The 24074-nt window shown below is 65.4% G+C and carries 22 protein-coding genes, 1 tRNA gene and 1 other RNA gene; 14 read left to right on the top strand and 10 right to left on the bottom strand.

From position 1 onward, the window contains the following. Positions 1–13: 13 nt before the first annotated feature. The 6 genes from FRAAU_RS06795 to FRAAU_RS06820 all read right to left on the bottom strand — a co-directional run bounded on the left by FRAAU_RS06795 (position 14) and on the right by FRAAU_RS06820 (position 8646). Entirely contained in the window at positions 14–1420 is a 1407-nt protein-coding gene (locus FRAAU_RS06795) for an amino acid permease (RefSeq protein ID WP_014402810.1), read from the bottom strand. After that, entirely contained in the window at positions 1417–3210 is a 1794-nt protein-coding gene (locus tag FRAAU_RS06800; RefSeq protein WP_014402811.1) for a DUF885 domain-containing protein, read from the bottom strand. The genes FRAAU_RS06795 and FRAAU_RS06800 overlap by 4 nt, the downstream gene beginning before the upstream one ends. Continuing rightward, complete coding sequence (locus FRAAU_RS06805; protein WP_014402812.1) at positions 3207–4994, bottom strand: DUF885 domain-containing protein; 1788 nt, start codon at positions 4992–4994, stop codon at positions 3207–3209. The genes FRAAU_RS06800 and FRAAU_RS06805 overlap by 4 nt, the downstream gene beginning before the upstream one ends. 149 nt (positions 4995–5143) lie before the next feature. Next, a complete protein-coding gene (locus FRAAU_RS06810) occupies positions 5144–6433 on the bottom strand; it encodes an NAD(P)/FAD-dependent oxidoreductase (protein ID WP_014402813.1) in 1290 nt (429 codons plus the stop codon). A 177-nt stretch (positions 6434–6610) separates the two neighbouring features. Beyond that, on the bottom strand, positions 6611–7573 hold the full coding sequence (pip, locus tag FRAAU_RS06815; protein ID WP_014402814.1) for a prolyl aminopeptidase: 963 nt from the start codon (positions 7571–7573) through the stop codon (positions 6611–6613). A gap of 29 nt (positions 7574–7602) precedes the next feature. Then, entirely contained in the window at positions 7603–8646 is a 1044-nt protein-coding gene (locus tag FRAAU_RS06820; RefSeq protein ID WP_014402815.1) for a glycosyltransferase family 9 protein, read from the bottom strand. Between the two features lie 52 nt (positions 8647–8698). On the opposite strand from FRAAU_RS06820, the gene FRAAU_RS06825 reads away from it, so the two are divergent. The 8 genes from FRAAU_RS06825 to FRAAU_RS06855 all read left to right on the top strand — a co-directional run bounded on the left by FRAAU_RS06825 (position 8699) and on the right by FRAAU_RS06855 (position 13793). Beyond that, a complete protein-coding gene (locus tag FRAAU_RS06825) occupies positions 8699–9415 on the top strand; it encodes a 3-deoxy-D-manno-octulosonic acid kinase (RefSeq protein WP_014402816.1) in 717 nt (238 codons plus the stop codon). Beyond that, on the top strand, positions 9415–10179 hold the full coding sequence (locus FRAAU_RS06830; protein WP_014402817.1) for an MBL fold metallo-hydrolase: 765 nt from the start codon (positions 9415–9417) through the stop codon (positions 10177–10179). The genes FRAAU_RS06825 and FRAAU_RS06830 overlap by 1 nt, the downstream gene beginning before the upstream one ends. A 91-nt stretch (positions 10180–10270) precedes the next feature. Beyond that, positions 10271–10362 (top strand) — tRNA-Ser (locus FRAAU_RS06835). A 62-nt stretch (positions 10363–10424) separates the two neighbouring features. Beyond that, positions 10425–10521, top strand: an RNA gene (gene ffs, locus FRAAU_RS16715) — signal recognition particle sRNA small type. Positions 10522–10630: 109 nt separating this feature from the next. After that, a complete protein-coding gene (gene dnaX, locus FRAAU_RS06840; RefSeq protein WP_014402818.1) occupies positions 10631–12295 on the top strand; it encodes a DNA polymerase III subunit gamma/tau in 1665 nt (554 codons plus the stop codon). A 49-nt stretch (positions 12296–12344) separates the two neighbouring features. Next, complete coding sequence (locus FRAAU_RS06845; protein WP_083841135.1) at positions 12345–12668, top strand: YbaB/EbfC family nucleoid-associated protein; 324 nt, start codon at positions 12345–12347, stop codon at positions 12666–12668. A 58-nt stretch (positions 12669–12726) separates the two neighbouring features. Then, the gene (gene recR / locus FRAAU_RS06850) at positions 12727–13326 is read left to right on the top strand and encodes a recombination mediator RecR (RefSeq protein WP_014402820.1); all 600 of its coding nucleotides are present in this window, start codon (positions 12727–12729) and stop codon (positions 13324–13326) included. A gap of 122 nt (positions 13327–13448) precedes the next feature. Continuing rightward, positions 13449–13793: a histidine triad nucleotide-binding protein gene (locus FRAAU_RS06855; protein WP_014402821.1), complete on the top strand. Its 345-nt coding sequence runs from the start codon at positions 13449–13451 to the stop codon at positions 13791–13793. A 158-nt stretch (positions 13794–13951) separates the two neighbouring features. Here the strand turns inward: FRAAU_RS06855 and FRAAU_RS06860 are convergent, their stop codons facing one another. Genes FRAAU_RS06860 through FRAAU_RS06875 form a run of 4 tightly spaced genes read right to left on the bottom strand, consistent with a single transcriptional unit; the run spans position 13952 to position 18508 of the window. Then, complete coding sequence (locus tag FRAAU_RS06860; RefSeq protein ID WP_014402822.1) at positions 13952–14593, bottom strand: Slp family lipoprotein; 642 nt, start codon at positions 14591–14593, stop codon at positions 13952–13954. Positions 14594–14625: 32 nt separating this feature from the next. Continuing rightward, a complete protein-coding gene (locus tag FRAAU_RS06865) occupies positions 14626–16626 on the bottom strand; it encodes a transglutaminase TgpA family protein (RefSeq protein WP_014402823.1) in 2001 nt (666 codons plus the stop codon). Beyond that, positions 16623–17567 (bottom strand): DUF58 domain-containing protein, encoded by a 945-nt coding sequence (locus FRAAU_RS06870; RefSeq protein WP_014402824.1) that lies wholly within the window; start codon positions 17565–17567, stop codon positions 16623–16625. Before FRAAU_RS06870 ends, FRAAU_RS06865 begins: the two co-directional genes overlap by 4 nt. Beyond that, positions 17567–18508 carry an AAA family ATPase gene (locus FRAAU_RS06875; protein ID WP_014402825.1) on the bottom strand — a complete coding sequence of 314 codons (942 nt, stop codon included), beginning with the start codon at positions 18506–18508 and terminating at the stop codon, positions 17567–17569. Before FRAAU_RS06875 ends, FRAAU_RS06870 begins: the two co-directional genes overlap by 1 nt. Here FRAAU_RS06875 and FRAAU_RS06880 point away from each other — a divergent pair. The 6 genes from FRAAU_RS06880 (at position 18507) to fabG (ending at position 23867) form a co-directional block, all read left to right on the top strand. Then, on the top strand, positions 18507–20144 hold the full coding sequence (locus FRAAU_RS06880; protein ID WP_156803365.1) for an ArnT family glycosyltransferase: 1638 nt from the start codon (positions 18507–18509) through the stop codon (positions 20142–20144). The genes FRAAU_RS06875 and FRAAU_RS06880 overlap by 2 nt on opposite strands. Positions 20145–20193: 49 nt before the next feature. Next, positions 20194–20712, top strand: coding sequence for a YceD family protein (locus FRAAU_RS06885; RefSeq protein ID WP_014402827.1), 519 nt, complete (start codon positions 20194–20196; stop codon positions 20710–20712). A gap of 18 nt (positions 20713–20730) precedes the next feature. After that, complete coding sequence (rpmF, locus tag FRAAU_RS06890) at positions 20731–20925, top strand: 50S ribosomal protein L32 (protein ID WP_014402828.1); 195 nt, start codon at positions 20731–20733, stop codon at positions 20923–20925. Between the two features lie 147 nt (positions 20926–21072). After that, entirely contained in the window at positions 21073–22047 is a 975-nt protein-coding gene (locus tag FRAAU_RS06895) for a beta-ketoacyl-ACP synthase III (RefSeq protein WP_014402829.1), read from the top strand. A 64-nt stretch (positions 22048–22111) separates the two neighbouring features. Further along, positions 22112–23062, top strand: coding sequence for an ACP S-malonyltransferase (gene fabD, locus FRAAU_RS06900; protein WP_014402830.1), 951 nt, complete (start codon positions 22112–22114; stop codon positions 23060–23062). Positions 23063–23123: 61 nt separating this feature from the next. Then, complete coding sequence (gene fabG, locus FRAAU_RS06905) at positions 23124–23867, top strand: 3-oxoacyl-ACP reductase FabG (protein ID WP_014402831.1); 744 nt, start codon at positions 23124–23126, stop codon at positions 23865–23867. Positions 23868–24074: the final 207 nt, after the last annotated feature.

Below are 24074 nucleotides of genomic sequence, written 5' to 3' on the forward strand. Positions count from 1 at the left end.
CGAGGCTCCGGATTCAGGACGAGTTGGCATTGAGGTGGCTGTGGCGGCGACCGTACTTGAAGTAGGTCAATCCACCCAGCACCATCCAGACGGCGAAGCGGACAAAGGTGATGCCTGGCAGGCTGAGAATCAGCCACAGTGAAAAGCCGATGCCGACCAAGGGGATCAGCGGCACCCAGGGCGTGCGGAACGGACGTTGCAGATCCGGTTGCCGGTGACGCAGCACGATGACGGCGGCACAGATCACGATAAAGGCCGACAGCACGCCGATATTCACCATCTTGGCCAGTTCGTCCAGCGGGAAGCAGCCTGCGGCGACGGTGGTGATCAGGCCCAGCAGCCAGGTGGAATGTTGCGGGGTATGCTGCCGCGGGTGAATGCGTGCAAACCATTGCGGCAGCAGTCCGTCACGGCCCAGGGCAAAACCGATGCGCGACCCGGCCAGCAGATTGGCGAAAATCACGCTGGTCAGGCCGCAGACCGAGGCAATGGAAATGGCGATCATCACCTTGGGTTCGCCAACCGCCGAGAAGGCGTAGGCGACCGGTGCAGGCACGCCCAGCGACGTATAGGGCACCATGCCGGTGAGCACCATGCAGATCGCAAAATAGAGCACCAGCGCCAACGCCAGCGACAGCACCACGGCGCGCGGCAGGTCGCGCTCCGGGTTCCTGGCTTCCTCCGCCGCGGTGGTCAGCATGTCGTAACCGAAGACGCCGAAGAACACCACGGCGGCACCGGCGACGACGCCGTTGAAGCCGAAAGGCATAAAGGGATGCCAGAGCGCGGGATTCACGTATCGGACCCCGGCAATCACGACAAGCAGCGCGGCCAGGATCTTGATGCTGACGATCAACCCATTGAAGCGTGCTCCCCATTCCATGCGGGTGGCCAGCAGCGTGGTCATCAGCAGGCTGATCAGCATTGCGGGCAGATCTACCCAATGGCCGGCGCCGCTGCCATGCGGACCTTGTGCCCAGAGGGGCAGGTGCAGGCCGACGGCGGCGCCAAGGCTTTGCACATAGCCGGACCAGCCGGCCGCCACCACCGCGGCAATCAGTGCGTATTCCAGCAGCAGATCCCAGCCGATGATCCAGCCGGGCAGTTCGCCCAGTACCGCATAGGCATAGGTATAGGCGCTGCCGGTGACCGGAATCAGTCCGGAAAATTCGGCATAGCAAAGTGCCGCGGCGGCACTGGCGATGCCAGCCATCAGAAAGGACAGCACCACCGCAGGCCCGGCCTGATGGGCGGCGACCACACCGGTCAGCACGAAGATGCCGACGCCGATGATACCGCCCAATCCGATGGCGGTAAGCTGCCACAGACCGAGAACCCGTGACAGCTGCTGCTTCTGGCCCGCTTCGCGCCTGAGGGTGTCTACCGATTTGCGCCGGACCAGCGCCGCCAGCGCGCTCATGGGGCCACCGTGGAGGCCGGATCGGCATAGGGCGAGCGGCCGCCATCGGCAATAAAGGCATCAATCTGCTGATCGAGTACCGGCAGCGGAACCGAGCCGGTGGCCAGTACGGCGTCGTGGAAGGCGCGAATGTCGAAACGGGCGCCCAGCGCCTGTGCGGCACGTTGACGATCATGGCGGATGGCCAGCTCGCCCAGATAGTAGGACAGCGCCTGACCAGGCCAGGCGACATAGCGGTCGACTTCGGTATCGATCTCGTGCTCGGCCAGTGCGGTATTGGCGCGCAGATAGGCTCTGGCCTGTTCGCGGCTCCAGTGCAGATGATGCAGGCCGGTATCGACCACCAGGCGGGCGGCCCGCCATGCCTGATAGCTCAGATAGCCGAAGCGGTCGTAAGGGCTCTGGTACATCCCCATCTCGACGCCGAGATATTCGCAGTAAAGGGCCCAGCCCTCACCATAAGCCGAGATATAGCTGTAGCGCCGGAAATCGGGAAGACCCTGACGTTCGGCGGCCAGCGGCATCTGCAAGGCATGGCCGGGAGATGACTCATGCAGAGTCAGGGCCGGCAACGAGTAAAGAGGGCGGGCGGGCAGATTGTAGGTGTTGACCATATACACGCCAGGGCCGCCACGTCCTCCGGTATAGATGGGGGCGAGATCGGCAGGTACCGGTATGATGCCGAAGCGCTCACGCGGCAGGCGTCCGATATATTGGCCGATCTTGCCATCCACCTGTTTTGCGATCCAGGACGCATCTTTCAGCAGTTCATCCGGGGTCTTGGCATAGAAGCGCGGATCCGTGCGCAGAAATTGCAGGAACTGCGCGAAGCTGCCCTTGAATCCGGTCTGCTTGATGGTATCCAGCATCTGCTGGTGGATGCTGGCCATTTCGCGCAGGCCCAGGGCATGGATGGCATCCGGGCTCATGTCCAGGGTGGTGTATTCCAGAATCTGTGAGCGGTAGAAAGCCTTGCCGTCAGGCAGATCTTCGGCCGCCAGGGTATGCCGGGCATGCGGGATATATTCGCTGCGGAAGAAGTGCAGCAGTTGCTGATAGGCCGGAATCACCTGAGCGCCAATGACCTGTTCGGCCGCCTTGCGCAAGGCGGCCTGCTGTTCGGAGGGCATATCCGCAGGCAGGTTGCGGAACGGGGTGTACAGCAGGTTGGCCGGCAGCGGCGTGTCGGCCACCTGGGCGATGTCCTGATCACGCCCCTTGAGAATTTCCTGCGGCTGGCTGAAGCCCCGCGCGAGGCCGAGCCGCATATTGGCCGTCTGCTGCCTGAAGTAGCGGGGCACCTCGCGCAGCATCTGCAGATAGCTTCGGTAGTCCTGCAGCGAGTTGAAGTGGGCGCGCGCCGAGAAGCCAAGGTCGCTCCAGAAGGCGGTGTCGCTGTTGAAGGGCATCTCCCAGGTGCGGGCCCGCTGGTCGCTCAGCAAGACTTCGATCTGCTGGCGGTAGACGGCATAGTTGACCTTGTCTTCGCCTTGCAGCTGGACGGGCTTGATCGCGTCCAGTTTTTGCAATATCTGTGTCCAATAGGCTTCGCGTCGCGCCTGTGCCTGGGCGCTGACATCCGGAAGATGGCCGGACTGCTGGTCGGGATGGTCCTCGTCAGCTCCGCCCAGCTGGGTCTGCCGCCAGGTCCATTCCCGAGTGTAGAGCTGCCGGAACTGCTGGCTGGCTGTCTGACTGGTCGCTGTCGGCAATGAAGTGGCCGCCGTTGCGGTTGCCGCCATCACAAGCAGGCTGAGGGCGCCGCCCAAGGTGCGCAGATGATGCTTCATGAGGCGGCTCCGGTGATTGCGGATTTGCGGCTGTCGATCCAGTGCCCGATGCGCGCATCCAGCATGTCCAGCGGCATGGCACCACCGTCCAGGATTTCGTCATGGAAGGCGCGGATATCGAAATGCTTGCCCAGTACCTTCTCGGCATGCAGGCGCAGTTGCTGGATGCGCAGTTCGCCGATCATGTAGCCCAGAGCCTGACCCGGCCAGGCGATATAGCGGTCGGTTTCTGCCTGGATGCTGGGTTCGTCTTCGGCCGGATGGGCTTCGAAGAAATCGATCATCTGCTGGCGATTCCAGTGCAGCGCATGCACGCCGGTATCCAGTACCAGTCGGTCAGCCCGCAGCAGCTGTCCGTTCAGATAGCCGTAGTAATTGTAGGGATCCTTGTAGAACCCCATTTCCCGGGCCAGACCTTCGGCATACAGGGCCCAGCCCTCGATATAGGCGTTGTAGGCGGCCTGCTGGCGGAACGGCGGCAAGGGCAGGGCCTGGGCGATGGATATCTGCAAGTGGTGACCGGGCACGCCTTCGTGGTAGGCCGTGTCCTCGATCACGTACAGGCTGCGCTTGCCGTAGTCGGCGGTGTCTACAAAAATCACGCCGGGCCGCGAACCGTCCGGCGTACCCTGATGATATTCGGCATCGGCTGCATCCTTTTCCCGATAGGCCTCCACTGCCTGCACCTTCAGCTCGGTCTTCGGCAGATGACCAAAGTATTGTGGAAGGTGAGGCAGGATACCGGCGACATAGTGGCGATAGCTGTCCAGAATCTGTTCGCGCGAAGTGGCGAAAAACCGCGGATCCGAGGCCACCGCCTTGCGCAGTGCCGCCAGGTTCTTGTAGCCCAACTGAGTCGCGACACGGCTCATTTCCGCTTCGATGCTGGCCACATGCTGCAGCCCGATCCGATGGATTTCGGCGGGACTCAGCTCCGTGGTGGTCTGGGTGTGGATGGCGAAACGATAGCGCTCGGCACCGTCAGGCAGTGACCAGATGCCTTCCTGGCTGCGTCCGTGGGGCGCGTAGTCCTTGCGCACGAACTCGGCCATCTGCGCGAAGGCCGGGCGTACCTCGTCATTGACTGCGGCGACGATGGCCTGCCGCAAGCGGGCCTGCTCGGGGCCGGAGATGGTGGCGGGAAAGCTGGCGGCCGGCTGGCCGAAAACATTGGCCAGACCGGCCGGATCGGCGATCTGCTGCAATTGTCCGGCCACCTTCTCAAGCAGATAGCGTGGCTGGATCAGGTGGTCTTTCAGGCCCAGTCTGGAGGCCTCGGTCAGATCGGAGAGAATCTTCGGGATGCCGTGCAGGCGGGCGATATAGTCCTGATAGTGCTTGACCGAGTCGAAGGGAATGGTGGCCACGAAGCCGGGAATCATCAACTGGGCACCGGCGACCTGATCCAGCGGCATTTCATAGTTTTTCAGACGGATCGATTCCAGCTGGTCCTTCAGCTGCCGGACCATCATGGCGCGACTCAGTTGCGACTGCTCGTCGGCCTGGCTCAGATCCAGCGCCTGGAATCGCTGCAGGAAATTCCTGATACGCGTCTGGGAGGCCACCACATGCGCCGGAGCATAGTCGGTCCATCGGTCGTTGTAGCGGTCATCGCCGATGGTTGTGGCAAGTTCCGGGCTTTCCTGCAGCTGGTATTGCCATTCTTCATTCAGCAGTTGGCCGAGCTGCCGTACCTGGTCCGATGCGGTCTGCGAGGCCAGCAGGGCGGGTGACAGACAGGCGCAGGCACAGGCCAGCGCGATGGCGATGGATTTGAATGGCATGGGCCCCCCTCGGGCAATGCGTTGTGGCCGCCGGTGCCGGAATGTCCGGCATGACGCGCGATGCAGTCCCCATGCTCACCCCCGGAGTCTTCCGGGGGCTAGACGTGAATGCTCCGGGCAGGTGCGGAATTGAGCATAATCCTGATCAATCAGGCGGGCTTGAAGCGCGATAGTGCGAGTGCGGGCAGCCAGTCGGGCAGGGCCTGGCCTTGCAGCTGGCGGCCGACCAGTTCGGCGGTGGTGGCTGCCAGAGTCAGGCCCAGGTGCTGGTGGCCGATGGCATAGAGCACGTCCGGTGCCCGGCTGGCATGGCCCAATGCGGGCAGATAGTCCGGCAGTGTGGGGCGCGCGCCCGTCCAGGCCCGGGGCTCACCCCGCACCGGCAGGCCGAGCGCCTTGGCATGCATGGCAAGGCGCTGCCATTTGCCAGGATCGGGCGGGGTGTCGCGAGGTGCGAATTCGACGAATCCGGCCAGGCGCAGTCCGCTGTCGAAGCGGGTCAGGATCACGGAACGATCCTCGAACACGACCGGCGGCAATGCTTCCGGCCAGTGGTGCTGGCTCCACTGCAGATGGTAGCCACGTTCGGCGACCAGCGGCACGGTTTCACCCAGGCCGGCCAGCAGCGGTGCCGCGCGTACTCCGGCACAGACCAAAATGCGGTCATGGCGCGGCTGCTCGCCATCGGCGGTCATGGCCACGGTGTGCGAGCCGCGGTGCACCAGGCTCTGCACGTGCGTGTTGGCGCGCCGGACTCCGTGGCTGGCCAGCGCAGCATCCAGGGCGGCAGCCAATTGAACGGGATCGCGGATCTGGGCACTGCCGGCGAAGCCGATGCCTTGCAGGCCGGATCCGGCAGCACCGACATGGCGCGCCAGCTCCATCTGTTCCTGGGCCGACAGCGCCCGCAACCGGGCTTCACCGGTATCGGCCTGTTGCCAGTGACCGTATCCGGCGGCAGCGGATGCCGCACTTTCCCAGACGACAAGATGGCCGTGCGGAAGTATCTGCGGCGACCCTGGAAGCAGGGCGTCCAGGCGCTGCCAGGCCGGCATCGCCTCGGCCAGCATGGCGCGCAGCACGGCCTGGCCGCGGGCATGGGTGTCGGCACGCGAGGCGCGCAGAAAACGGCCCAGCCACGGTGCAATGGACCAGGGACGGCGGATATCCATCGGCCCGCCACGGCGGTACCAGCGGGACCAGGCCTGTCGCACATGGGTCGGGGAGGCCAGCGGCGAGGTCTGTTCGATGGCGATATGACCGGCATTGCCCCAGGACGGGGCCTGCAGACCGGTATCATCGTCCAGCAAGGTGATGGCATGCCCCTGGCGGGCCAGCTGCAGGGCACAGCAGCGGCCGATGATGCCGGCGCCGATGACCAGGATGCTGCCGGGTCGGGTCAATGGCGCAGGGCCGGAGGTGTCAGAGGGTACTGGCATGGGCGGCTCAACGGTAAACGGCGGAGCCCGGAGTGGGTCCGGAGTGGCCGACAATAGGCGGCCATCAACGGATCTGCAAAGTATTTCAGTGCTTGTGCGCAATTCGGCATGCTGCCGGCAGCGGCGGGCACAAATCCGGTCGCGCCCGGCCCAGACCGGGCGGCGACCGGGGCTCCTTCAGCCCGCAGTGGCGGTCAGCTGATCGGCATGTGCGTCGGTGGCCCGGATCAGGGCATCGACAATGGCCGGCTCGCTGGCGGCATGGCCGGCCAGCACCACTTCCAGGCTGGCCTCCGGCCAGACCTCGGCCAGATCGAAGGCGTTTTTTACCGGACAGATGATGTCGTAGCGGCCATGGATCAGCCAGGCTGGAATATGCCGGATCCGATCGACGTCATCGAGCAGCTGGCCGGGCTTGAAAAAGCCGTGCTGGCGGAAAAAGCTGGCCTCGATCCGGGCCAGGCTCAAGGCGACTTGCGGCGAGGCAAAGCCGGCCACCATCGCGGGATCTTCGGCCAGCGTCAGGCTGCCGCCTTCCCAGGTGCCCCAGGCACGTGCCGCGGCCAGCCGGGTCGCGGCATCATCCGAGGTCAGGCGCCGCCAGTAGGCCTCCATCATCTCGCCGCGTTCCTCGACGGGGATCGCGTCGGCATAGGGTTTCCACTTGTCGGCAAGGATCCAGGAGGCACCGCCTTCCTCGTAGAACCAGCGGATCTCCTCTGGCCGGCACAGGAAGATGCCGCGCAGAATCAGGCCGCTGACGCGTTCGGGATGGGTCTGGGCATAGGCCAGACCAAGGGTCGAGCCCCACGAGCCGCCGAACACCAGCCACTGCTCGATGCCCAGTCGATCACGAATCCGCTCCATGTCGGCGACCAGGTGCCAGGTGGTGTTTTCGCGCAATTCGGCATGCGGGGTGGAGCGACCGGCACCACGCTGATCGAACAGCACGATACGATAACGTTCCGGATCAAAGAACTGACGGTGGTAGGGGGCCAGACCTGCCCCCGGACCACCGTGCAGAAAGATCACCGGCAGTCCGTCAGGATTGCCGCATTCCTCGACATACAGGCAGTGGATGTCATCCACCGGCAGCTGGAAGCTGTGATAGGGCTCGATTTCGGGATAGAGCTGACGCATGGGCAACCTTTGCGGGACAGAATGAGGGATCAGGCCAGGCCGCGGTCGGCGGCGGCGGCCTCGAATCGTTCAAGGACATCGTCGATACTGATCAGCGCCATCACGCCAGGCTTCTCGATCTTGGTGCCCCAGGCCAGTTCGGCGGCGGGACGATCCAGGAAGCGGCGGGCCGCCTGATCATAGCGGTTCACGCACCAGCGCCGGTCCGAGTAGGGACCGGAGCGGTCGGGATTGCTGGCGGCATGCAGTCCCAGCACCCGGGTGCCCACGGCGTTGGCCATGTGCATCGGACCTGAGTCCGGGGTCAGCAGCAGATCCGCTCGTTGCAGCATCGCCAGTGCCTTCTTGAGTGTGTCCTTGCCGGTCAGGTCGAGCAAGGGGCGGCGACTGTGGTGGATGATCGCATCGGCAAGTTGCCGTTCGGCGGCACTGCGGCCGCCGGTCAGTACCACCTGCCAGCCCCGGCCCGTGGCGTGATCGGCGACCGCCGCATAGCGCTCCGGCAGCCAATTGCGCAGGGCATGACTTGATCCAGGGCTGATCATCAGCACCGGGGCGTCGGCCCGCCATTGATCGGCCGCCCAGGCCAGGGCTTCATCGGGAATCGGCAGGTCCCAGCGGACAGTCTCCTGATGCAGGCCCAGCGGTTCGCAGAAGCTGCCGATGGCGTCCAGTACATGCTCGCCGTTGCGGTCCGGAATCCGCTCGCGGATCACCAGCCCATGGCCGTCACGGGATCGTGCGCGGTCGTAGCCGATACGCCGCCGGGCCGGCAGCAGCAGACTCAGCAGATTCGAGCGCAGGGCGACCTGCATCTGCAGCAGCACGTCGAAACGGCGCCCCGCCACAGCCTGGCGGACATCGGCAAAGGCCGCCCGGCCCCGGGACTTGTCGAAACGGATGAACTCGATACCGGGCAGATCGCCGACCAGCTGCTGTTCGAGCTTGCCGATGACCCAGCTCAGCCGGGTCTGCGGCCAGGCGGCCTGCAGGGTGCGTACCAGTGGCACGACATGAGTGACGTCGCCCAGGGCGGAAGTGCGGAGCAGGCAGATCGAATCAGGAGCGGACATGGGGCTTGAGCTAGAATCGGAGCCTTATCATAAAACAGCCGCAGCTCAAGTCATGATCGAGGTGAAACGGCAGCAGCATGGCGATGTTGCGGCCTTGTACGATGCGCAACGCGCCGCAGGATTCATCGATGAGTGGCTGGCCGACCCGCCGGGGCCGATTGCCAGCCATCGCCTGGTCGGCGGTCGTGGCGCGGTAGGATTGGTCGCGCCGCTTGGCGAGCCTTGGGTCGTGCGCCATTATCGGCGCGGAGGCCTGATGGCGCGGTGGCTGAAGGACAGCTATGTCTGGCGTGGGGCGGAGCGGACGCGCTGCTTCCGCGAATTCAGGTTGCTGGTCGAACTGGCGGATGCGGGTCTGCCGGTGGCCGCGCCGGTGGCAGCCCGCTATCGGCGGCACGGTCTGATCTATCGGGCCGATCTGGTCACGGCCGAGCTGCCGCAAGCCCGCACCGTGGCCGAATATGTGCTGGCCGGCGAATTCGATGCCGGTCTGGCCCGTGCGGTAGGCGCGACCATCGCGCATTTCCACCGTGTCGGGGTCTGGCATGCCGACCTCAATGCCCACAATATTCTGCAAAGCGGGCATCGTCTGTATCTGATCGACTTTGATCGCGGCCGGAGACGGGCGCCGGATCAGCGCTGGCAGGTGGCGAATCTGCAGCGGCTGCGGCGCTCGCTGCTGAAACTGGGCGGTGCCGAAGGTCAGCCCGCCGGCTGGGACACGCTATGGTCGGCCTTGCAGGACGGTTACGCACGGGAGATGCCCTGATGGAATGGACGCTGCGCTTTCTGGGCACCGGAGCGGCCCATGCCGTGGAGCTGGGCTCGGCCTCGGCGGTGATCGAGCGCGATGGCCGTCCGCTGCTGCTGATCGACTGCGGACCCGATGCCCTGGATCGTTATCGCGCGACCTACGGCGAATCACCCCGCGCCCTGTATCTGACTCATGTCCATATGGATCACGTCGCGGGCATGGAGCGCCTGTTTTTCCAGACCTGGTTCGGTGCCGGCGCCGATCACCGGGGCGAGGTGAAGCTGTTCACCCACGCCGCCCTGGTGCCATGGCTGCAGTCACGCATCGCCGACTATCCAGGCGTGCTGGCCGAAGGGGGCGTCAATTACTGGGACGCGTTCAGGCTGACGCCCTGCAGTCGCGGGTTCTGGCTGGAAGGGCAGTGGTTCGAGGTTTTCGCGACGCGCCATCATCGTCCCGGAACCTCCTTCGGTCTGCGGCTTCCGGGCAGTCTGGTATTTACCGGCGATACGCGGCCGATTCCCGAGCAGCTGGCGCTGTATGCCGAAACCGGCGAGCCGGTGGCCCATGATTGCGGACGGGTCGGCAATCCCTCGCATACCGGGCTGGACGATCTGGTGCGGGAATACCCGGGTGAGCTGCGCCAGCGGCTCTGGCTTTATCACTATGGCAGCGCGGCCGATGGCAAGGCGATGGCGGCCGAAGGCTATCGCGTGGCCGGGCCGGGCGAGGTCTTCCGGCTCTCCCCGCCGCTGACATGTGAAGAAAATGCAGGTTGATGGCAGGAAGCGCTTGCCTGATGTGAAGAGTCCCGCTATGATCTCCCTTCTTCGCAGGGCAGCAAGCCTTTGCGCAAGAGTTCGTTTGCTCGGAGAGGTGTCCGAGTGGTTGAAGGAGCACGCCTGGAAAGTGTGTATACGGTTTATCCCGTATCGAGGGTTCGAATCCCTCTCTCTCCGCCAGTAAACGAAACGTCGATGCCGGCCCTGCGGGGCCTGCAATGACCACGTCTCTATGGTGACCCTGTCGGTCCCCCCGCGACGATAGTCTGTAAACTCCGCCAGGCCCGGAAGGGAGCAACGGTAGCAGATGATTCGGGTGCCGGGGTGTGGCTGGCAGGGTCGCCGCCTTTTGGGCGCTCGAAAAGTTTGCAGTCGCAGCGACCCTGCGCCGTGCTGACTTGCGCCGGCAGACTTGGCACAATCAGGGTCTGCCCCAAGGTAGTAGTGCATGTCATATCAGGTTCTCGCTCGTAAGTGGCGCCCACGAAAGTTCGCCGAGCTGGTCGGTCAGGAGCATGTCGTGCGGGCGCTGACCCATGCGCTGGAAAGCGGTCGCATGCATCATGCCTATCTGTTTACGGGCACCCGGGGTGTCGGCAAGACCACGATTGCCCGCATTTTTGCCAAGTCGCTGAACTGCGAGCGCGGCGAATCGGCCGATCCCTGTGGCGTATGCAGTGTGTGCACCGCGGTGGATGCCGGTCGCTTTGTGGATCTGCTGGAGATCGATGCTGCCAGCAATACCGGCGTGGACGATGTCCGGGAGGTGATCGAGAACGCCCAGTACGCGCCGACGCGTGGCCGCTTCAAGGTGTATCTGATCGACGAAGTGCACATGCTGTCCAAGCCGGCCTTCAATGCCTTGCTGAAAACGCTGGAAGAGCCGCCGCCGCATGTAAAATTCCTGCTGGCTACCACCGATCCGCAGAAATTGCCGGTCACGGTGCTGTCGCGCTGTCTGAAGTTCAATCTCAAGCGGCTGCTGCCCGGGCAGATTTCCGATCAGATGCGCTTTATTCTCGGCGCCGAATCGATTGACTGCGAAGAGGCGGCGCTGACCGAGCTGGCGCGGGCTGCCGATGGCTCCCTGCGTGACGGGCTGTCCCTGCTGGATCAGGCCATTGCCTATGGTGGCGGCCAGGTCCAGGCCAGTGATGTGCGGGCCATGCTGGGCAGTGTCGAGCGCAGCCAGGTAGTCGGTGTGCTTGAGGCGATTGCCGCCGGAGATGGTGTGGCGCTGCTGCGGGAGGCGGATCGGATCGCCTCTTTCTCGCCGGATTTCGGCGGGGTGCTGGATGATCTTGCCGGCTTGCTGCATCAGGTCCAGCTGCGCCAGCTGGTGCCTGGTCATGGCGGCGAGGACGAGCTGCCGGCGCTGGCAGCTCTGGCCGAGGGCCTGTCTCCGGAAGATGTCCAGCTCTATTACCAGATCGTGATCCAGGGGCGGCGTGAGCTGACCATGGCGCCCGACGTGCGGGCCGGTTTCGAAATGACCTTGCTGCGCATGCTGGCTTTCCGGCCTGATGCGCCAGCCTCCGGCAGTGCACCGCCGCCAGCCGCTCGGCCATCGGCCACGCGCGGCCCTGCGCCTGCGCCTGCGCCGCCGCCGCGGGCAACTGTCAATACGCCCCGTGCGGCGGCGCCCGAGGCATCGTTGCCGGCAGTGGCAGCAGCGCCGTCGAGGTCCCCGATGCCGGCGACGCCGGCCTTTGCCGATGATGGCGCCTTGCCGGACTGGGGGCGTCTGATCGAGGCGGCCGGACTGCGCGGACCGCTGGGTCAGCTGGCGCAGAACTGCGCCTTGCGCGAGCGCGAGGGCAACGTGCTGGTGCTGGTGCTGCAGTCGGCCCATATGCATCTGGCCGTCGAGCCGATGATCAGCCAGATGGAAGATCGGATCGGGGTCGCCATGGGGCGGCCTGTACGGCTGCGTTTCGTGGAAGACCGGCTTGGCGGTTCGGCCGATACGCCGGCGGCACGTGCCGCCCTGCAGCGGGACAACGCACAGCGATCGGCGGAAGCCTCGATCGAGGCCGACCCTCTGGTCCAGGCCTTGAAACGCGATTTCGGCGCCCGGGTGGTGCCGCAGTCGATTCGGGCGATCGAGCCCTGAGCGGGCTTGATCAGAACACCCTCATATCTTTGATTGGAGCAATACCGTGTTGAAAGGGCAACTTGGCCAGCTGATGCAGCAGGCACAGCGCATGCAGGATGATATGAAGAAAGCGCAGGACGAGCTGGCGCGGGTCGAAGTGACCGGTCAGGCTGGCGGCGGCCTGGTCAGCATCACCATGTCGGGGACGCACGAAGTGCGCAAGGTGCAGATTGACCGGGCCATGTTCGCCGAGGATCCGGAAATGGCCGAGGATCTGGTGGCTGCCGCCATCAACGATGCGGTCAACAAGGTGGCCCAGACCAGCAAGGAGCGGATGGGCAGCGTCACCCAGGGCCTGAATCTGCCGCCCGGCTTCAAGTTGCCGTTCTGATGCCGGTGCTTCGCTGCGGGCAGGGATGTGGCTGCGGCCGGATCGGCAAGGGGCGGGCATGAACGGCTCGCCCTTGCTGGCCGAGCTGGTGGATGCCTTGCGCTGCCTGCCGGGTGTCGGGCAGAAAAGTGCCCAGCGGATGGCTTATCAGCTATTGCAGCGGGAGCGCGGGCGCGGCTTGAAACTGGCCTCGGTCATGACCGAAGCCTTGCAGCGGATCGGCCATTGCAGTCAATGCCGCACCTTCAGTGAAACCCCGGTCTGCGGCATCTGTGGCAATCCAGGGCGCGACCGGCATCTGCTGTGCGTGGTGGAGTCACCGGTGGAGCTGGCGGCGATCGAGCAGGCGACGGGTTACCGTGGTTGCTATTTCGTGCTGCTCGGGCGCTTGTCGCCTCTGGATGGCATGGGGCCGGCCGAGCTGGGGCTGGATCGCCTGACTCAGCGTTTGGCCGAGGGCGAGGTCGAGGAGCTGATCATTGCTACCAATCCCACGGTCGAGGGTGAGGCCACGGCGCATTATCTGGCCCAGCTGGCACGGGCCGGCGGTATTCGCGCCAGTCGGCTGGCTCATGGTGTTCCCTTGGGAGGGGAGCTGGAGTTTGTGGACCGCGGGACCTTGGCTCATGCTTTTGGCGGACGTCAATCGGCGGATTAGCTGGCCCGTGCCGAAGGTGGACTTGCGGCGGTCGCCTGGCGCGGTATTCTGCGTGAGCCGCTGCGGCCGGCTGCTGTCAGGGTTGCTCGCGGTTCATCACGATTCTTTCAAGGGAGTGGGTCATGGGCGATACGCTGTTCGCCAAAATCATCCGTCGCGAAATTCCGGCCGATATCGTCTACGAGGACGAGGATGTGCTGGCCTTCCGTGATATCCATCCACAGGCGCCGGTCCACGTGCTGTTCATTCCCAGGCAGCCGATCGCGACCTTGAATGATGCCGCCCCGGGCGACGCGGTTCTGCTGGGCAAGTTGCTGCTGGCGGCGGCCGACTATGCCAAGCGGGAGGGATTTGCCGAGGGTGGTTATCGCACCGTGATCAACTGCAACGAGCATGGGGGCCAGACGGTCTTTCACCTGCATGTACACCTGCTGGCCGGTCGTCCGATGCTGTGGCCGCCGGGCTGACTCGGCGCCGTTCCGTAGCGAAGACATGAAAAAGCCAGCCCGCGGGCTGGCTTTTTCGTGGATGCTCCCCCTTGCCGGTGACGAGGAGGAGCATTTCACGGCTGTGTCGGGGAGCAGTGCCCCCGGCGCGGCCGCGCATGCCGCGAGGCCGCGATGTATCAGCGGCGACCGCCGTGACCGCCACCATGGAAGCCGCCGCCACGGAAGCCGCCGCCGCCGCGAATGAAGACGGGACCGCCCCAGCCGCCACCCCAGCCGCCCCAACCACCCCAGCCGCCGCCCCAGCCGCCCCACGGACCCCAGGGGCCACCACCCCAGCCCCACCAAGGATCGTAGTAGCCGGTGTTGTAATAGTAACTGGCGTTGTACTTGGGCCACAGGTAGACCACGCTGGCCTCGACCCGCGGATAGGGGTACTGGTATTCGCCGACCTTCTGGGTGACGGCGCCGTGCAGCACGCCGGTCACCGTGATCTCGCGGCCGCGAGCGAAGACTTCCGGATCATAGAAGCCGCTGTGGCAGGCCACGAAGCGCCCCTGGGTATCGTTCTGGCCGGTGGACTCGGGGCGGGCCTCGTCGTTCAGCGGACGGGCCAGCACGTAGAAGCAGGTTTCCTGCGGGCCCGGTTCGGTCTTGATGATCGAGCCGCCCCAGCGCACGGTGTTGCCATCGGAGCCGCCCTGCTGCGCCGTGACCGCCGATACCGGTGCGAAAGTGCCCTTCAATGGCTTGGGAACCGAGGCGCACGCAGCCAGTGCTGCGGTGGCCACTGTCACTGCCAGGGTTCTGTACATGGACATGAGAGAGTCTCCAGATAAGCTGCAACACCTTTCTACGGGTGCTCAGACAGTTTTCCCCGCCGAAAATTCCTCACCGCCCGTTGCAAGCGGCGGATCCGGTCAGGTCCGGGGCGGGATTCGGCATACCGCGCCAGAAGATATAGCGTCCGCAGTCTTTCAATCTCCTTGCGTCTGGCTGGAAAAGCCCGGGTCGCCCGCTCCAGATAGTCATGCGGACCTTCACCGGTGCGAATCGGCAGACCGTGCCTGGCGAGGTGGCGGGTCAGCTGCCGCCAGGCTGTCAGCAGGGGATCGATGGACGAAGTGGTTCGCTGCGCCCAGCATACCGCAAGTACCGCCATGGCGATCATGATCAGCAGCAAGCCCAGTCGTATGTCGATATGTCGCCACTGGCTACCTCGGTTTGATGGGCTCAGCAGGTGGGTCTGCCGAGCCTGGTCAAATCCGATAACGGACCGGTCCCATATCTGGTTGACCAGATCCCAGTGATTTTCCAGTGTCAGCAGCCAGCTGTGGCGGATCCAGCTCGTGCCGTCACCGCTCGCGGCGAGAGCGCCCTGGCTGACGCGTTCGGGACTGGCCATGGCGGTGGGGTCGAAGCGGATCCAGGCATGACGCTCGGCGATCCAGACTTCGGCCCAGGCATGGGCATCGGAATGACGGATCAGCAGATAGCGGCCCTCGCGATTCCAATAGCCGCCCTGGTAGCCGCTGACCACCCGGGCCGGCAGTCCGGCAGCCCGCATCAGCAGGACGAAGGCCGAGGCGTAATGCACGCAATACCCGCGACGACTCCCGAACAGGAAGCCGTCGGTCGGATCGCCTGCCGGTGTCGGTGGTGCCAGGGTGTAGCTGAATCCCTGCTGGCGGAACATCTGCATGGCCCGGGTCACGATGGCCATGTCGCTCAGGCCTGCAGCCTGCCATCGGCGCCCCAGGGCCAGGGTTTCGGGGGCGGCGCCTGCAGGCCATTGCAGGCCGGCCCGCCGGCTGGCCGGATCCAGCGGGCCCTGGCTTGAGGGAGGTGAGGTCAGGGCGTCCAGGCGATAGCGGATGGTGGCTTCCACGGCGTCCCGACGATGCACGATGCCGTCGGTGTCCAGCCATTGGCCGGTGCCTGCAGGCGGCGTGCCGGGCCAGTCCAGGGCGGGGAGATGATGCCCGCCATCCGCTTCCATGATCACGTCGTAGGCTCGTCGCTCGCCCGTTGCGGCGGCCTGATATCTCGGGCCAGGGGCGGGTGGCGGTACGCTGCTCCAGTCTCTGCCGTTGAATCGCCACAGCACGTAGGCCCGGAAATAGCGCTCGCGCTCGGCCGGCGGTCCCTGTGGAAAACTGACCCGCAAGGCCGGGCTGTCATCGTTCAGGATCTGGCTGAAATCGGCGGCGGAGAGGTGGCTGTCTAGTCCGCTGCGGTCGGTTTCGCCGCCGGTACTGCCCCAAAGCGGGCTGCTCAGCCTGGGCACCAGCAGAAAGGCGCATGCCGTCAGGGGCAGGGCCAGGGCCAGCAGGCTTGCGATCAGGCGGGCCTGTCGGACCAGGCCGCCACTGGGCGGGTCGTCGTCCTGCAGGCTGTGGATGCAGGCGAGCGGAGCCATCAGGCTGGCGGCGGCCAGGGCCGTGATCACCAGGCTCTGGCGGGCCAGCAAGCTCGTCATGATCACGAAACAGGCAAAGCCGGCAGTGACCTGCAGGTCACGCCGCTGTTTGGCCTCCAGGGCTTTCAGCAGCAGCAGGCCGGTCGCCAGCGCCGTGCCCGCCTCCCGGCTCAGCCATTGGCCGGGAAAGGCTAGTCCGACGGCGGAGAGCACGGCCAGCAGGCCGAGCAGGCGTATCGGTCGCGACGGCAGGGCCGGCGCGTATCGTCGGCAGGTCAGGGCGGGGTACATGCCTGCCGCCAGGAGCCCCAATCCATACCACAGCGGCAGCTGGGTGGCCTGAAGTGCCAGTGCCAGGCCGACACTGATCCAGGCCCATTGCAGGCTGGGCAGGCCAGGTGACTCCGTGGTCCTTGGCGGGCTGGCGGTTCTCATGGCAGGCAGGCCAGCGCATTCATGCAGCTGGCATAGTGGCGGTCATCGCGGCCGGCCGGCAGGTTGAGTGTCGGCAGCTCCAGGCTGTAGGCCAGCCCGCTCTGTCGGGCCTGGTGCAGCCAGTGGGCCAGCCGGGCAATGCGCGCCTCATGCGGCAGGCCTTCGGTCAGGCTCCAGTGCAGCGCAAGCTGGTCAGGAGGGTGGCTGGCCGGCGAGGTCTTGGCATGCCACTCGCCGCTGCGGGCCAGCAATTTCCAGGCGATATGGGTCGGCGGATCGCCGGGCCTGTATTTGCGCAGCATGTCGGGACTGTGGGTCGGCCGGTGTTGCGGCAGGCTTGGCTGAAGGTGCTGTGCCTGCATGGGCAATGGCGGGCCGGCCGGTTCCGCCGCCGGCCAGACCAGGATCTTTTCGGTCAGGCGGAGGCGTGCCCAGGCGGTGAACAGGCCCAGTGGCCAGCGGGTCCGCAACTGCAGGGGCGGCAAGGCGTGCCAGCCGCGACTCGGGAACCGCACGGGCAGGCTGATCGGCTCGGGCCGGAGGTTTGCCGCCAGTCCGAACCAGGCCGAGGGCTGCAGGCCGGCATCCAGTTGCAAGCGGTGGCGGCGCCGGCCGGAGCTGGCCAGTTGCACCTGCAGCATGGCCGGTTCGCCCGCTACGGCCTGACGACAGCTGACGGATTGCAGTTCCAGCCAGTACAGGTTGCGGAAGCTGAGCACCATGGTCAAGGCCATGCTGGTGGCCAGTTCGCAGGTCAGCAGCAAGGCGGCATTGTTCATGTAGTTCAGTGCACCGAAGAACATGGTGGCCAGCAGGGCGGCCCAGCCCATTCCGGCCCGGCTGGGGACGATGTAGATGCGGCGGCGATCCAGCCGCAGCGGGGTCCGGTCCTGTCGCCGGACGGGCCATCGTCGGTCCGGGGCGGGTGGTTGGATCGTCATCAGGGGATGGCGACGTCGGCAAGCAGTTGCCCGGCAATTTCCGTACCCTTCACGCCGAGGAGCGATATCAGGCGGTGGGAGGCGATCGCCGGGAATACGGCCTGGACATCTTCGGGCAGCACATGGTCGCGGCCGGCCAGCAAGGCCCAGGCGCGGCTGCCGGCCAGCAAGGCGAGTCCGGCCCGCGGGGAAAGGCCGGTGCGCAGATCGTCCCGCTGACGGCTGGCGGCCAGCAAGGCCTGGATGTAGTCGATCAGTGCCGGACTGGCGAGCAGGCCGGCGGCATGGGCGGACAGCTGTCGCAGCCGGTCGGGATCCAGGCTGGCCGGGGCTGGCTGTGCCGTGCGCCGACCGCCATGGCCGGTGAGCAAGGCCCGTTCGGCGGCAGGATCGGGGTAGCCCATGCTGATCCGGAACAGGAAGCGATCCAGCTGGGAATCCGGCAGGGCATGGGCGCCATCGCCATCCATCGGGTTCTGGGTGGCGATGACGTGGAAGGGCTCGGGCAAGGTCATGCTGGCGCCGTCCACTGTGACCTGATGTTCGGCCATGGCTTCCAGCAGGGCGCTCTGGGTGCGCGGACTGGCGCGGTTGATCTCGTCGGCCAGCAGCAATTGACAGAACACCGGGCCGGGATGGAACTGAAAACGCTGCTGGTCACGCGCGTAGATGCTGATTCCGGTAATATCCGAAGGCAGCATGTCACTGGTGAACTGGATCCTGCGAAAGTCCAGGGCCAGAGTGTCGGCCAGAGCGTGGACCAGGGTGGTCTTGCCGACGCCGGGCACATCCTCGATCAGCAGATGTCCGCCCGACAGCAGGCAGGCAAAGGCCAGCCTGACCTGACGGGGCTTCCCCAATACCACCTGATCGACATGGGCGATCGCAGCGGAAAGATGTCGAGCGAGTACTTTGTCCAACGGTGTTGCGGTCACGCGCATGATTGATCCGGGGCTGACGACGGCGCCGATGGCGGCGTCCACGAAAGATGAAGGCAGTGTAGCCAGAGCCGCGCGATGCTGGCGAGCCTGTTTCTGGCTGGTCTATCTGGGGACGCTGGCGATCAAATTGGCGGTGGCTTCCCGCCTGGCCCCGTTCTCGGACGAGGCCTTCTACTGGCAGGAAAGCCGCCACCTCGACTGGGGTTACAGCGATTTGCCGGGCATGACGGCATGGCTGATCGCTCTGGGCGAGCGCCTGGGTGGGCACGGCGTGCTGGCGATGCGCGCGCCCTTCCTGCTGCTGGGATCACTGCTGCCCTGGCTGGTCCGTGATCTGGCCTTGCGGCTGGCGGGGCCGGTGCAGGGCTGGCAGGCCGCGCTGTGGTGTCTGGCCTTGCCCCTGGCCTCCAGCCTTGGCGTGCTGGCCTTGCCGGATGTGCCGCTGACGGTGGCGATGCTCGCCGCCATCTGTGCCTTGTGTCGGCTGCGTGAAGATTCGTCCCTGCTGGCCTGGCTGGGCCTGGGGCTGAGTCTGGCGGCGGCCTGCGCCACGCACTATCGCGCGGCACCGCTGGTCCTGACCGGTTTGTGGCTGATTCTGGCCACGCCCCGGGGGCGTGGCTGGTGGCGCCAGCCAGGGGCCTGGCTGGCCTTCGGGCTGGCGGCTGTCGGCCTGATGCCGCTGCTGATATCGAATTTGCGCACGCATGGTGCCGGCCTGGCCTTTCAGCTCTGGCAGCGCAATCCCTGGCACTTTCATGCCGATACCCTGGTCCAGCCTCTGGAGCAGGCGGGGGTGTGCACCCCCTTGCTCTATGGCCTGCTGGCCTGGGCGGCTTGGAAAGTCTGGTGCCGGCGTCGAGAGGGCTGGGTCTGGCAGGTGCTGGCCATCCATACCGTGGTCCTGTGGCTGGGCTATGCCGTGGGGGGACTGTTTGCGGATGATGCGCGCTTCCGGCTGCATTGGCCCTTGCCCGGCTATCTGCCGTTGCTGGCGGTGCTGCCGGTATTGTGGGCGGAGCGGCGGCATGGCGGTGGCGTGCGCATGATCTGGGGTGCCAGCTGGTGGCTGGGCTGGCTGGCGACGCTTGCGGGCCTGGGCCTGCTGTGGGCCGCCTCGCTGTCACCGCTGCCGCAGGCCGGGCGCTGGGGCAAGCTCTTCCCGATGCAGTTCACCGGCTGGCGGGAGAGTGCGGCCAAGGCGGTGCAGTTGCGTCGGCCGGGGCAGCTGCTGGTGGCCGACAATTTCATTCTGGGCGCCGAGCTGGATTTTTCGCTGGCGGGGCAGTTGCCGGTCTATGTGTTGGACAGCCCGCTGAACAGGTATCATGGGCGGGCGCCGCAATTGGCCTTGTGGCAGCTGGATCTGCCGGCCCTGCGTCGACGGGCGGGCAAGGACGAGCTCTTGCTGGTGGTGGACGAGACAGCCTTGCGCGAGCGCTGGCGCTGGTCGGCGCTGGAGCATCTGTGCGGCGAGCTGGCCAGTGTGCGCCTTCTGGGGCGGCTGGAGCCGGACCAGAAGCGGCGGCGTTTCGGTTTCTATGCGATCCGCCTGCGGGCGGTGACCGCGGCGCCGCGGCGTTGCGTGATCTGGACGCAGGCCCATGCGGCGACCTATCCTGACGGGCCGGGCTGAAGGTATGGTCTTGACCGGGTCAGGGGTGTGCAACTACAATACCTGAGATATGTCCGTGACTTTACCAGTGTCTGTGGACGTTTGGCGGATGATTTCCGCCCGGCGTTCTTTCGAGGGGAAGCTGCCCATCGCCCGCATGAAAAGGCTGGCGGCGGCTCTGGCTTCGGCCGAGGGCGAGGTGGAGTATGCTCTGGACTTCGGCACCGATGACTTCGGAGTGGCTTATATTGCACTTCGGGCACTGGCTCCCTTGACGCTGATCTGTCAGCGGAATCTGGAGCCGTTCGTGTTTCCGCTGCAGGTCGATACCCGTCTGGGAGTGATCCGCTCCGAGCGCGAGGAGGCCGCCTTGCTGGAAGGCTACGAACCGTTGCTGGTCGACGAGGATGGTCGGCTGTCGCCAGCCGACGTCATCGAGGACGAACTTTTGCTTGGGCTGCCGCTGGTTCCGGTCAATCCGGAAAGCGAATTGCCTGAAGAGGTCATGGTTTCCGAGGCGGCCGACGAGGTGGCGGCGGAACCTGAAGATAATCCGTTCGCAATTCTGCGCGGACTCAAGAAACATTGAATTAGCTGGAGAGATGTCATGGCTGTTGCCAAAAGCCGCAAAACCCCGTCCACCCGCGGCATGCGCCGCTCCCACGACGCACTGAAGACCGTTCAGCTGTCGACCGATCCGACCAGTGGCGAAGTGCACCTGCGCCACCACGTCACCAAGGACGGCTACTATCGTGGCAAGAAGGTAATCGAAACCACCGCTGCGGTGGCTGACGAGGACTGAGTCCTGGTTCCTGTGGTATCTGTGTATCCGAAGCGGCGCCTTGTTGCGCCGCTTTGCATTTGTGTTGGCATAGCCGCCGGATTCACCTTCGTCGCGGCAGGCTTGGCGTGGCCGGGCTGATGGCCACGGACCGATCAGGAAAAAACCATGACCGAAAGATATGCGCGGATCGTCGCGACGGGCAGTGCCCTCCCCGAGAAGGTGGTCACCAACGAGGATCTGACGAAGTTCGTCGACACCAGTGACGAGTGGATCCGTACTCGTACCGGTATTGGTGAACGAAGGATCGCGGGGCCGGGTGAAACCACGGCCAGTCTGGGTCATCGGGCCGCGCAGCAGGCCCTGCAGGATGCCGGCATCAAGGCCGGCGAGCTGGATCTGATCGTGGTCGGGACCACCACGCCGGACCTGGTATTTCCTTCGACGGCCGCCTTGATCCAGCATCGATTGGGTGCCAACGGCTGTGCCGCTTTCGATGTCAACGCGGCCTGTTCGGGCTTTATGTATGCCCTGGGCGTGGCGCACCAGTTCATTCGTGGCGGTCAATACCGTCGCGTGCTGGCCATCGGAGCCGAGACCCTGACCCGGATTGTCAGCTGGCAGGAGCGCGAGACGGCGGTGCTGTTCGGCGATGGTGCCGGCGCGGTCGTGCTGGAGGCCTCGGATGAGCCGGGCATTTATGCCTCGCTGATGCATGCCGATGGTGGCTACCAGGAGCTGCTGACCTGTCCGGTGGGCATCTCTTCGGGTTTCACCGATGGGCCGAATCATGGTCTGCGGGTGCAGATGGCCGGTCGTGAAGTTTTCAAGGTGGCGGTCAAGACCCTGGATGCCCTGGTCGGCGAGACCTTGAAGGCGGCCGGGATGGTGGAGTCGCAGGTGGACTGGTTGATCCCCCACCAAGCCAATCTGCGCATCATCGAGGCGACGGCCAAGCGCCTGAACATGTCGATGGACCGGGTGATCGTTACCGTGGATCGGCATGCCAATACCTCGGCCGGCTCGGTACCGCTGGCGCTGGATGAGGCGGTGCGTTCCGGGCGCGTGCAGCGTGGCCAGAATCTGCTGCTGGAAGCGTTCGGTGGCGGTTTCACCTGGGCGTCGGCTCTGCTGCGTTATTGATGGATACGACAGGCCGCCGCCGCATGGGCGGCGCCTGGCATGATGGTTTGACTGGAGTGTGTGTATGACGAGTGCGGTTGCCGAGCTGGCTTTCGTGTTTCCGGGACAGGGCTCCCAGTCGGTGGGCATGCTGGCCGAGCTGGCGGCGCTCCATCCCGAGATAAGGACCAGTTTTGCAGAGGCCTCCCAGGCCTTGGGTTACGATCTGTGGCAGCTGGTCAGCGAGGGTCCGGAAGATCGCCTGAACCAGACCGAGCATACCCAGCCGGCTCTGCTGGCGGCCAGTGTCGGTGTCTGGCGCGCCTGGCAGGCTGCCGGCGGCGCATTGCCGGGCCAGTTGGCCGGCCACAGCCTGGGTGAGTACAGCGCTCTGGTCTGCGCCGGCGTACTGGAGCTGGGTCCTGCAGCAGCACTGGTTGCCGAGCGTGGACGTCTGATGCAGGCGGCGGTGCCGGCCGGCGCCGGTGCGATGGCCGCGATCCTGGGTGCGGATGACGCCCAGATCCTGGCGGCCTGCGAGGCTGAGGCCGGAGATCAGGTGGTGGCGCCTGCCAATTACAATTCGCCGGGGCAGCTGGTCATCGCCGGCGATGCGGCGGCGGTGGATCGGGTGATGGCCCGTCTTGGTAGCGAGGGTGTCCGCAAGATCGTCAAGCTGGCGGTTTCAGTCCCCTCGCATTGCGCCTTGATGAAGGGCGCCGCGGAGAGGCTGGGTGAGCGGTTCGCTGCGCTGGATTGGTCCGAGCCGAAGATCCCGGTGATCCAGAATGCCGATGCCAGGGTGGCGGGCGATGTGGCGGCTATCCGCGAAGCCTTGCAGCGTCAGCTGTATCTGCCGGTGCGCTGGACCGAGTGCGTGCAGACCCTGGCAGCCGGCGGTGCCGCCGCAGTGGTCGAGTGCGGTCCCGGCAAGGTGCTGACCGGATTGGTGAAGCGGATCGACAAGTCGATCGAGCTGCGCAGTCTCGCGACGCCGGCCGATTTCGACGCGGCACTGGCTCACGCACGCGCCTGAGCCATGATCCGGGTGCGGGCGATGCCGGGCCCGGACAAGTCATATCTTTGAGGATGCAAGCATGACCCAAGTATTGAAGGGCGAGATCGCTCTGGTGACCGGCGCCAGCCGGGGTATCGGCGCGGCGATTGCCGACGAGCTGGCCCGTCAGGGCGCGACCGTGATCGGCACGGCCACCAGCGAGTCGGGGGCCAAGGCCATTGGCGAGCGCCTCGCGCCGCTGGGCGGTCATGGCCGTGCGCTGGACGTGACGGACAAGGAGGGGCTGGAGGCCTTGCTGGCCGGTATCGAAAAAGAATTCGGTGCGGTGAGCCTGCTGGTCAACAATGCCGGCATCACCCGCGATCAGCTGCTGATGCGGATGAAGGACGAGGACTGGCAGGCCATCATCGACACCAACCTCAGCTCGGTATTCCGTACGTCCAAGGCCGTGCTGCGCGGCATGATGAAGGCCCGCAAGGGCCGGATCATCTCGATCGCCTCGGTGATCGGCCTGACCGGCAATCCGGGCCAGGCCAATTATGCTGCGGCCAAGGCCGGCATCATCGGCTTTTCCAAGTCGCTGGCCCGCGAGGTGGGTAGTCGCGGCATCACCGTGAACGTGGTCGCGCCGGGCTTTATCGATACCGACATGACCCGCTCGCTGCCGGACGATGCCAAGACCGCGCTGCTGGGCCAGATTGCGCTGGGCCGGCTGGGCGAGGCCTCGGACATTGCGCAGGCCGTCAGCTTCCTGGCTTCGCCGGCAGCGGCCTATATCACCGGCGAGACCCTGCATGTCAATGGCGGGATGTACATGGCCTGAGACGGGCAGGTCGAGCGGTTCTTATCGAACTTTTTACTTGTGTCTGCGTAGTCTCGGCCCGCCTGCCCGTTGCGGAGACCTCCGTCAGCGGGATGGGGGCGGGGTCGAGTGAAGTGAAAGCCAGGTACGGACGGTTGCAGCAAGACTGTCGCCAGCGACCGCGTTTTAGGAGACAATGGCGGTTTCGCATCGAAGCTTCGATGCGAT

It is taken from the genome of Frateuria aurantia DSM 6220, assembly GCF_000242255.2.
GTDB classification, from domain to species: Bacteria; Pseudomonadota; Gammaproteobacteria; order Xanthomonadales; family Rhodanobacteraceae; genus Frateuria; species Frateuria aurantia.

Coding starts and splice junctions, on each gene's coding strand:
- recR (WP_014402820.1), top strand. CDS start 12,727: ATGAACGGCTCGCCCTTGCTGGCCGAGCTGGTGGATGCCTTGCGCTGC.
- FRAAU_RS06810 (WP_014402813.1), bottom strand. CDS start 6,433: ATGCCAGTACCCTCTGACACCTCCGGCCCTGCGCCATTGACCCGACCC.
- pip (WP_014402814.1), bottom strand. CDS start 7,573: ATGCGTCAGCTCTATCCCGAAATCGAGCCCTATCACAGCTTCCAGCTG.
- FRAAU_RS06820 (WP_014402815.1), bottom strand. CDS start 8,646: ATGTCCGCTCCTGATTCGATCTGCCTGCTCCGCACTTCCGCCCTGGGC.
- FRAAU_RS06865 (WP_014402823.1), bottom strand. CDS start 16,626: ATGAGAACCGCCAGCCCGCCAAGGACCACGGAGTCACCTGGCCTGCCC.
- FRAAU_RS06870 (WP_014402824.1), bottom strand. CDS start 17,567: ATGACGATCCAACCACCCGCCCCGGACCGACGATGGCCCGTCCGGCGA.
- FRAAU_RS06875 (WP_014402825.1), bottom strand. CDS start 18,508: ATGCGCGTGACCGCAACACCGTTGGACAAAGTACTCGCTCGACATCTT.
- fabD (WP_014402830.1), top strand. CDS start 22,112: ATGACGAGTGCGGTTGCCGAGCTGGCTTTCGTGTTTCCGGGACAGGGC.
- FRAAU_RS06885 (WP_014402827.1), top strand. CDS start 20,194: ATGTCCGTGACTTTACCAGTGTCTGTGGACGTTTGGCGGATGATTTCC.
- dnaX (WP_014402818.1), top strand. CDS start 10,631: ATGTCATATCAGGTTCTCGCTCGTAAGTGGCGCCCACGAAAGTTCGCC.
- FRAAU_RS06860 (WP_014402822.1), bottom strand. CDS start 14,593: ATGTCCATGTACAGAACCCTGGCAGTGACAGTGGCCACCGCAGCACTG.
- FRAAU_RS06895 (WP_014402829.1), top strand. CDS start 21,073: ATGACCGAAAGATATGCGCGGATCGTCGCGACGGGCAGTGCCCTCCCC.
- FRAAU_RS06800 (WP_014402811.1), bottom strand. CDS start 3,210: ATGAAGCATCATCTGCGCACCTTGGGCGGCGCCCTCAGCCTGCTTGTG.
- FRAAU_RS06795 (WP_014402810.1), bottom strand. CDS start 1,420: ATGAGCGCGCTGGCGGCGCTGGTCCGGCGCAAATCGGTAGACACCCTC.
- fabG (WP_014402831.1), top strand. CDS start 23,124: ATGACCCAAGTATTGAAGGGCGAGATCGCTCTGGTGACCGGCGCCAGC.
- FRAAU_RS06830 (WP_014402817.1), top strand. CDS start 9,415: ATGGAATGGACGCTGCGCTTTCTGGGCACCGGAGCGGCCCATGCCGTG.
- FRAAU_RS06805 (WP_014402812.1), bottom strand. CDS start 4,994: ATGCCATTCAAATCCATCGCCATCGCGCTGGCCTGTGCCTGCGCCTGT.
- FRAAU_RS06855 (WP_014402821.1), top strand. CDS start 13,449: ATGGGCGATACGCTGTTCGCCAAAATCATCCGTCGCGAAATTCCGGCC.
- rpmF (WP_014402828.1), top strand. CDS start 20,731: ATGGCTGTTGCCAAAAGCCGCAAAACCCCGTCCACCCGCGGCATGCGC.
- FRAAU_RS06825 (WP_014402816.1), top strand. CDS start 8,699: ATGATCGAGGTGAAACGGCAGCAGCATGGCGATGTTGCGGCCTTGTAC.
- FRAAU_RS06880 (WP_156803365.1), top strand. CDS start 18,507: ATGATTGATCCGGGGCTGACGACGGCGCCGATGGCGGCGTCCACGAAA.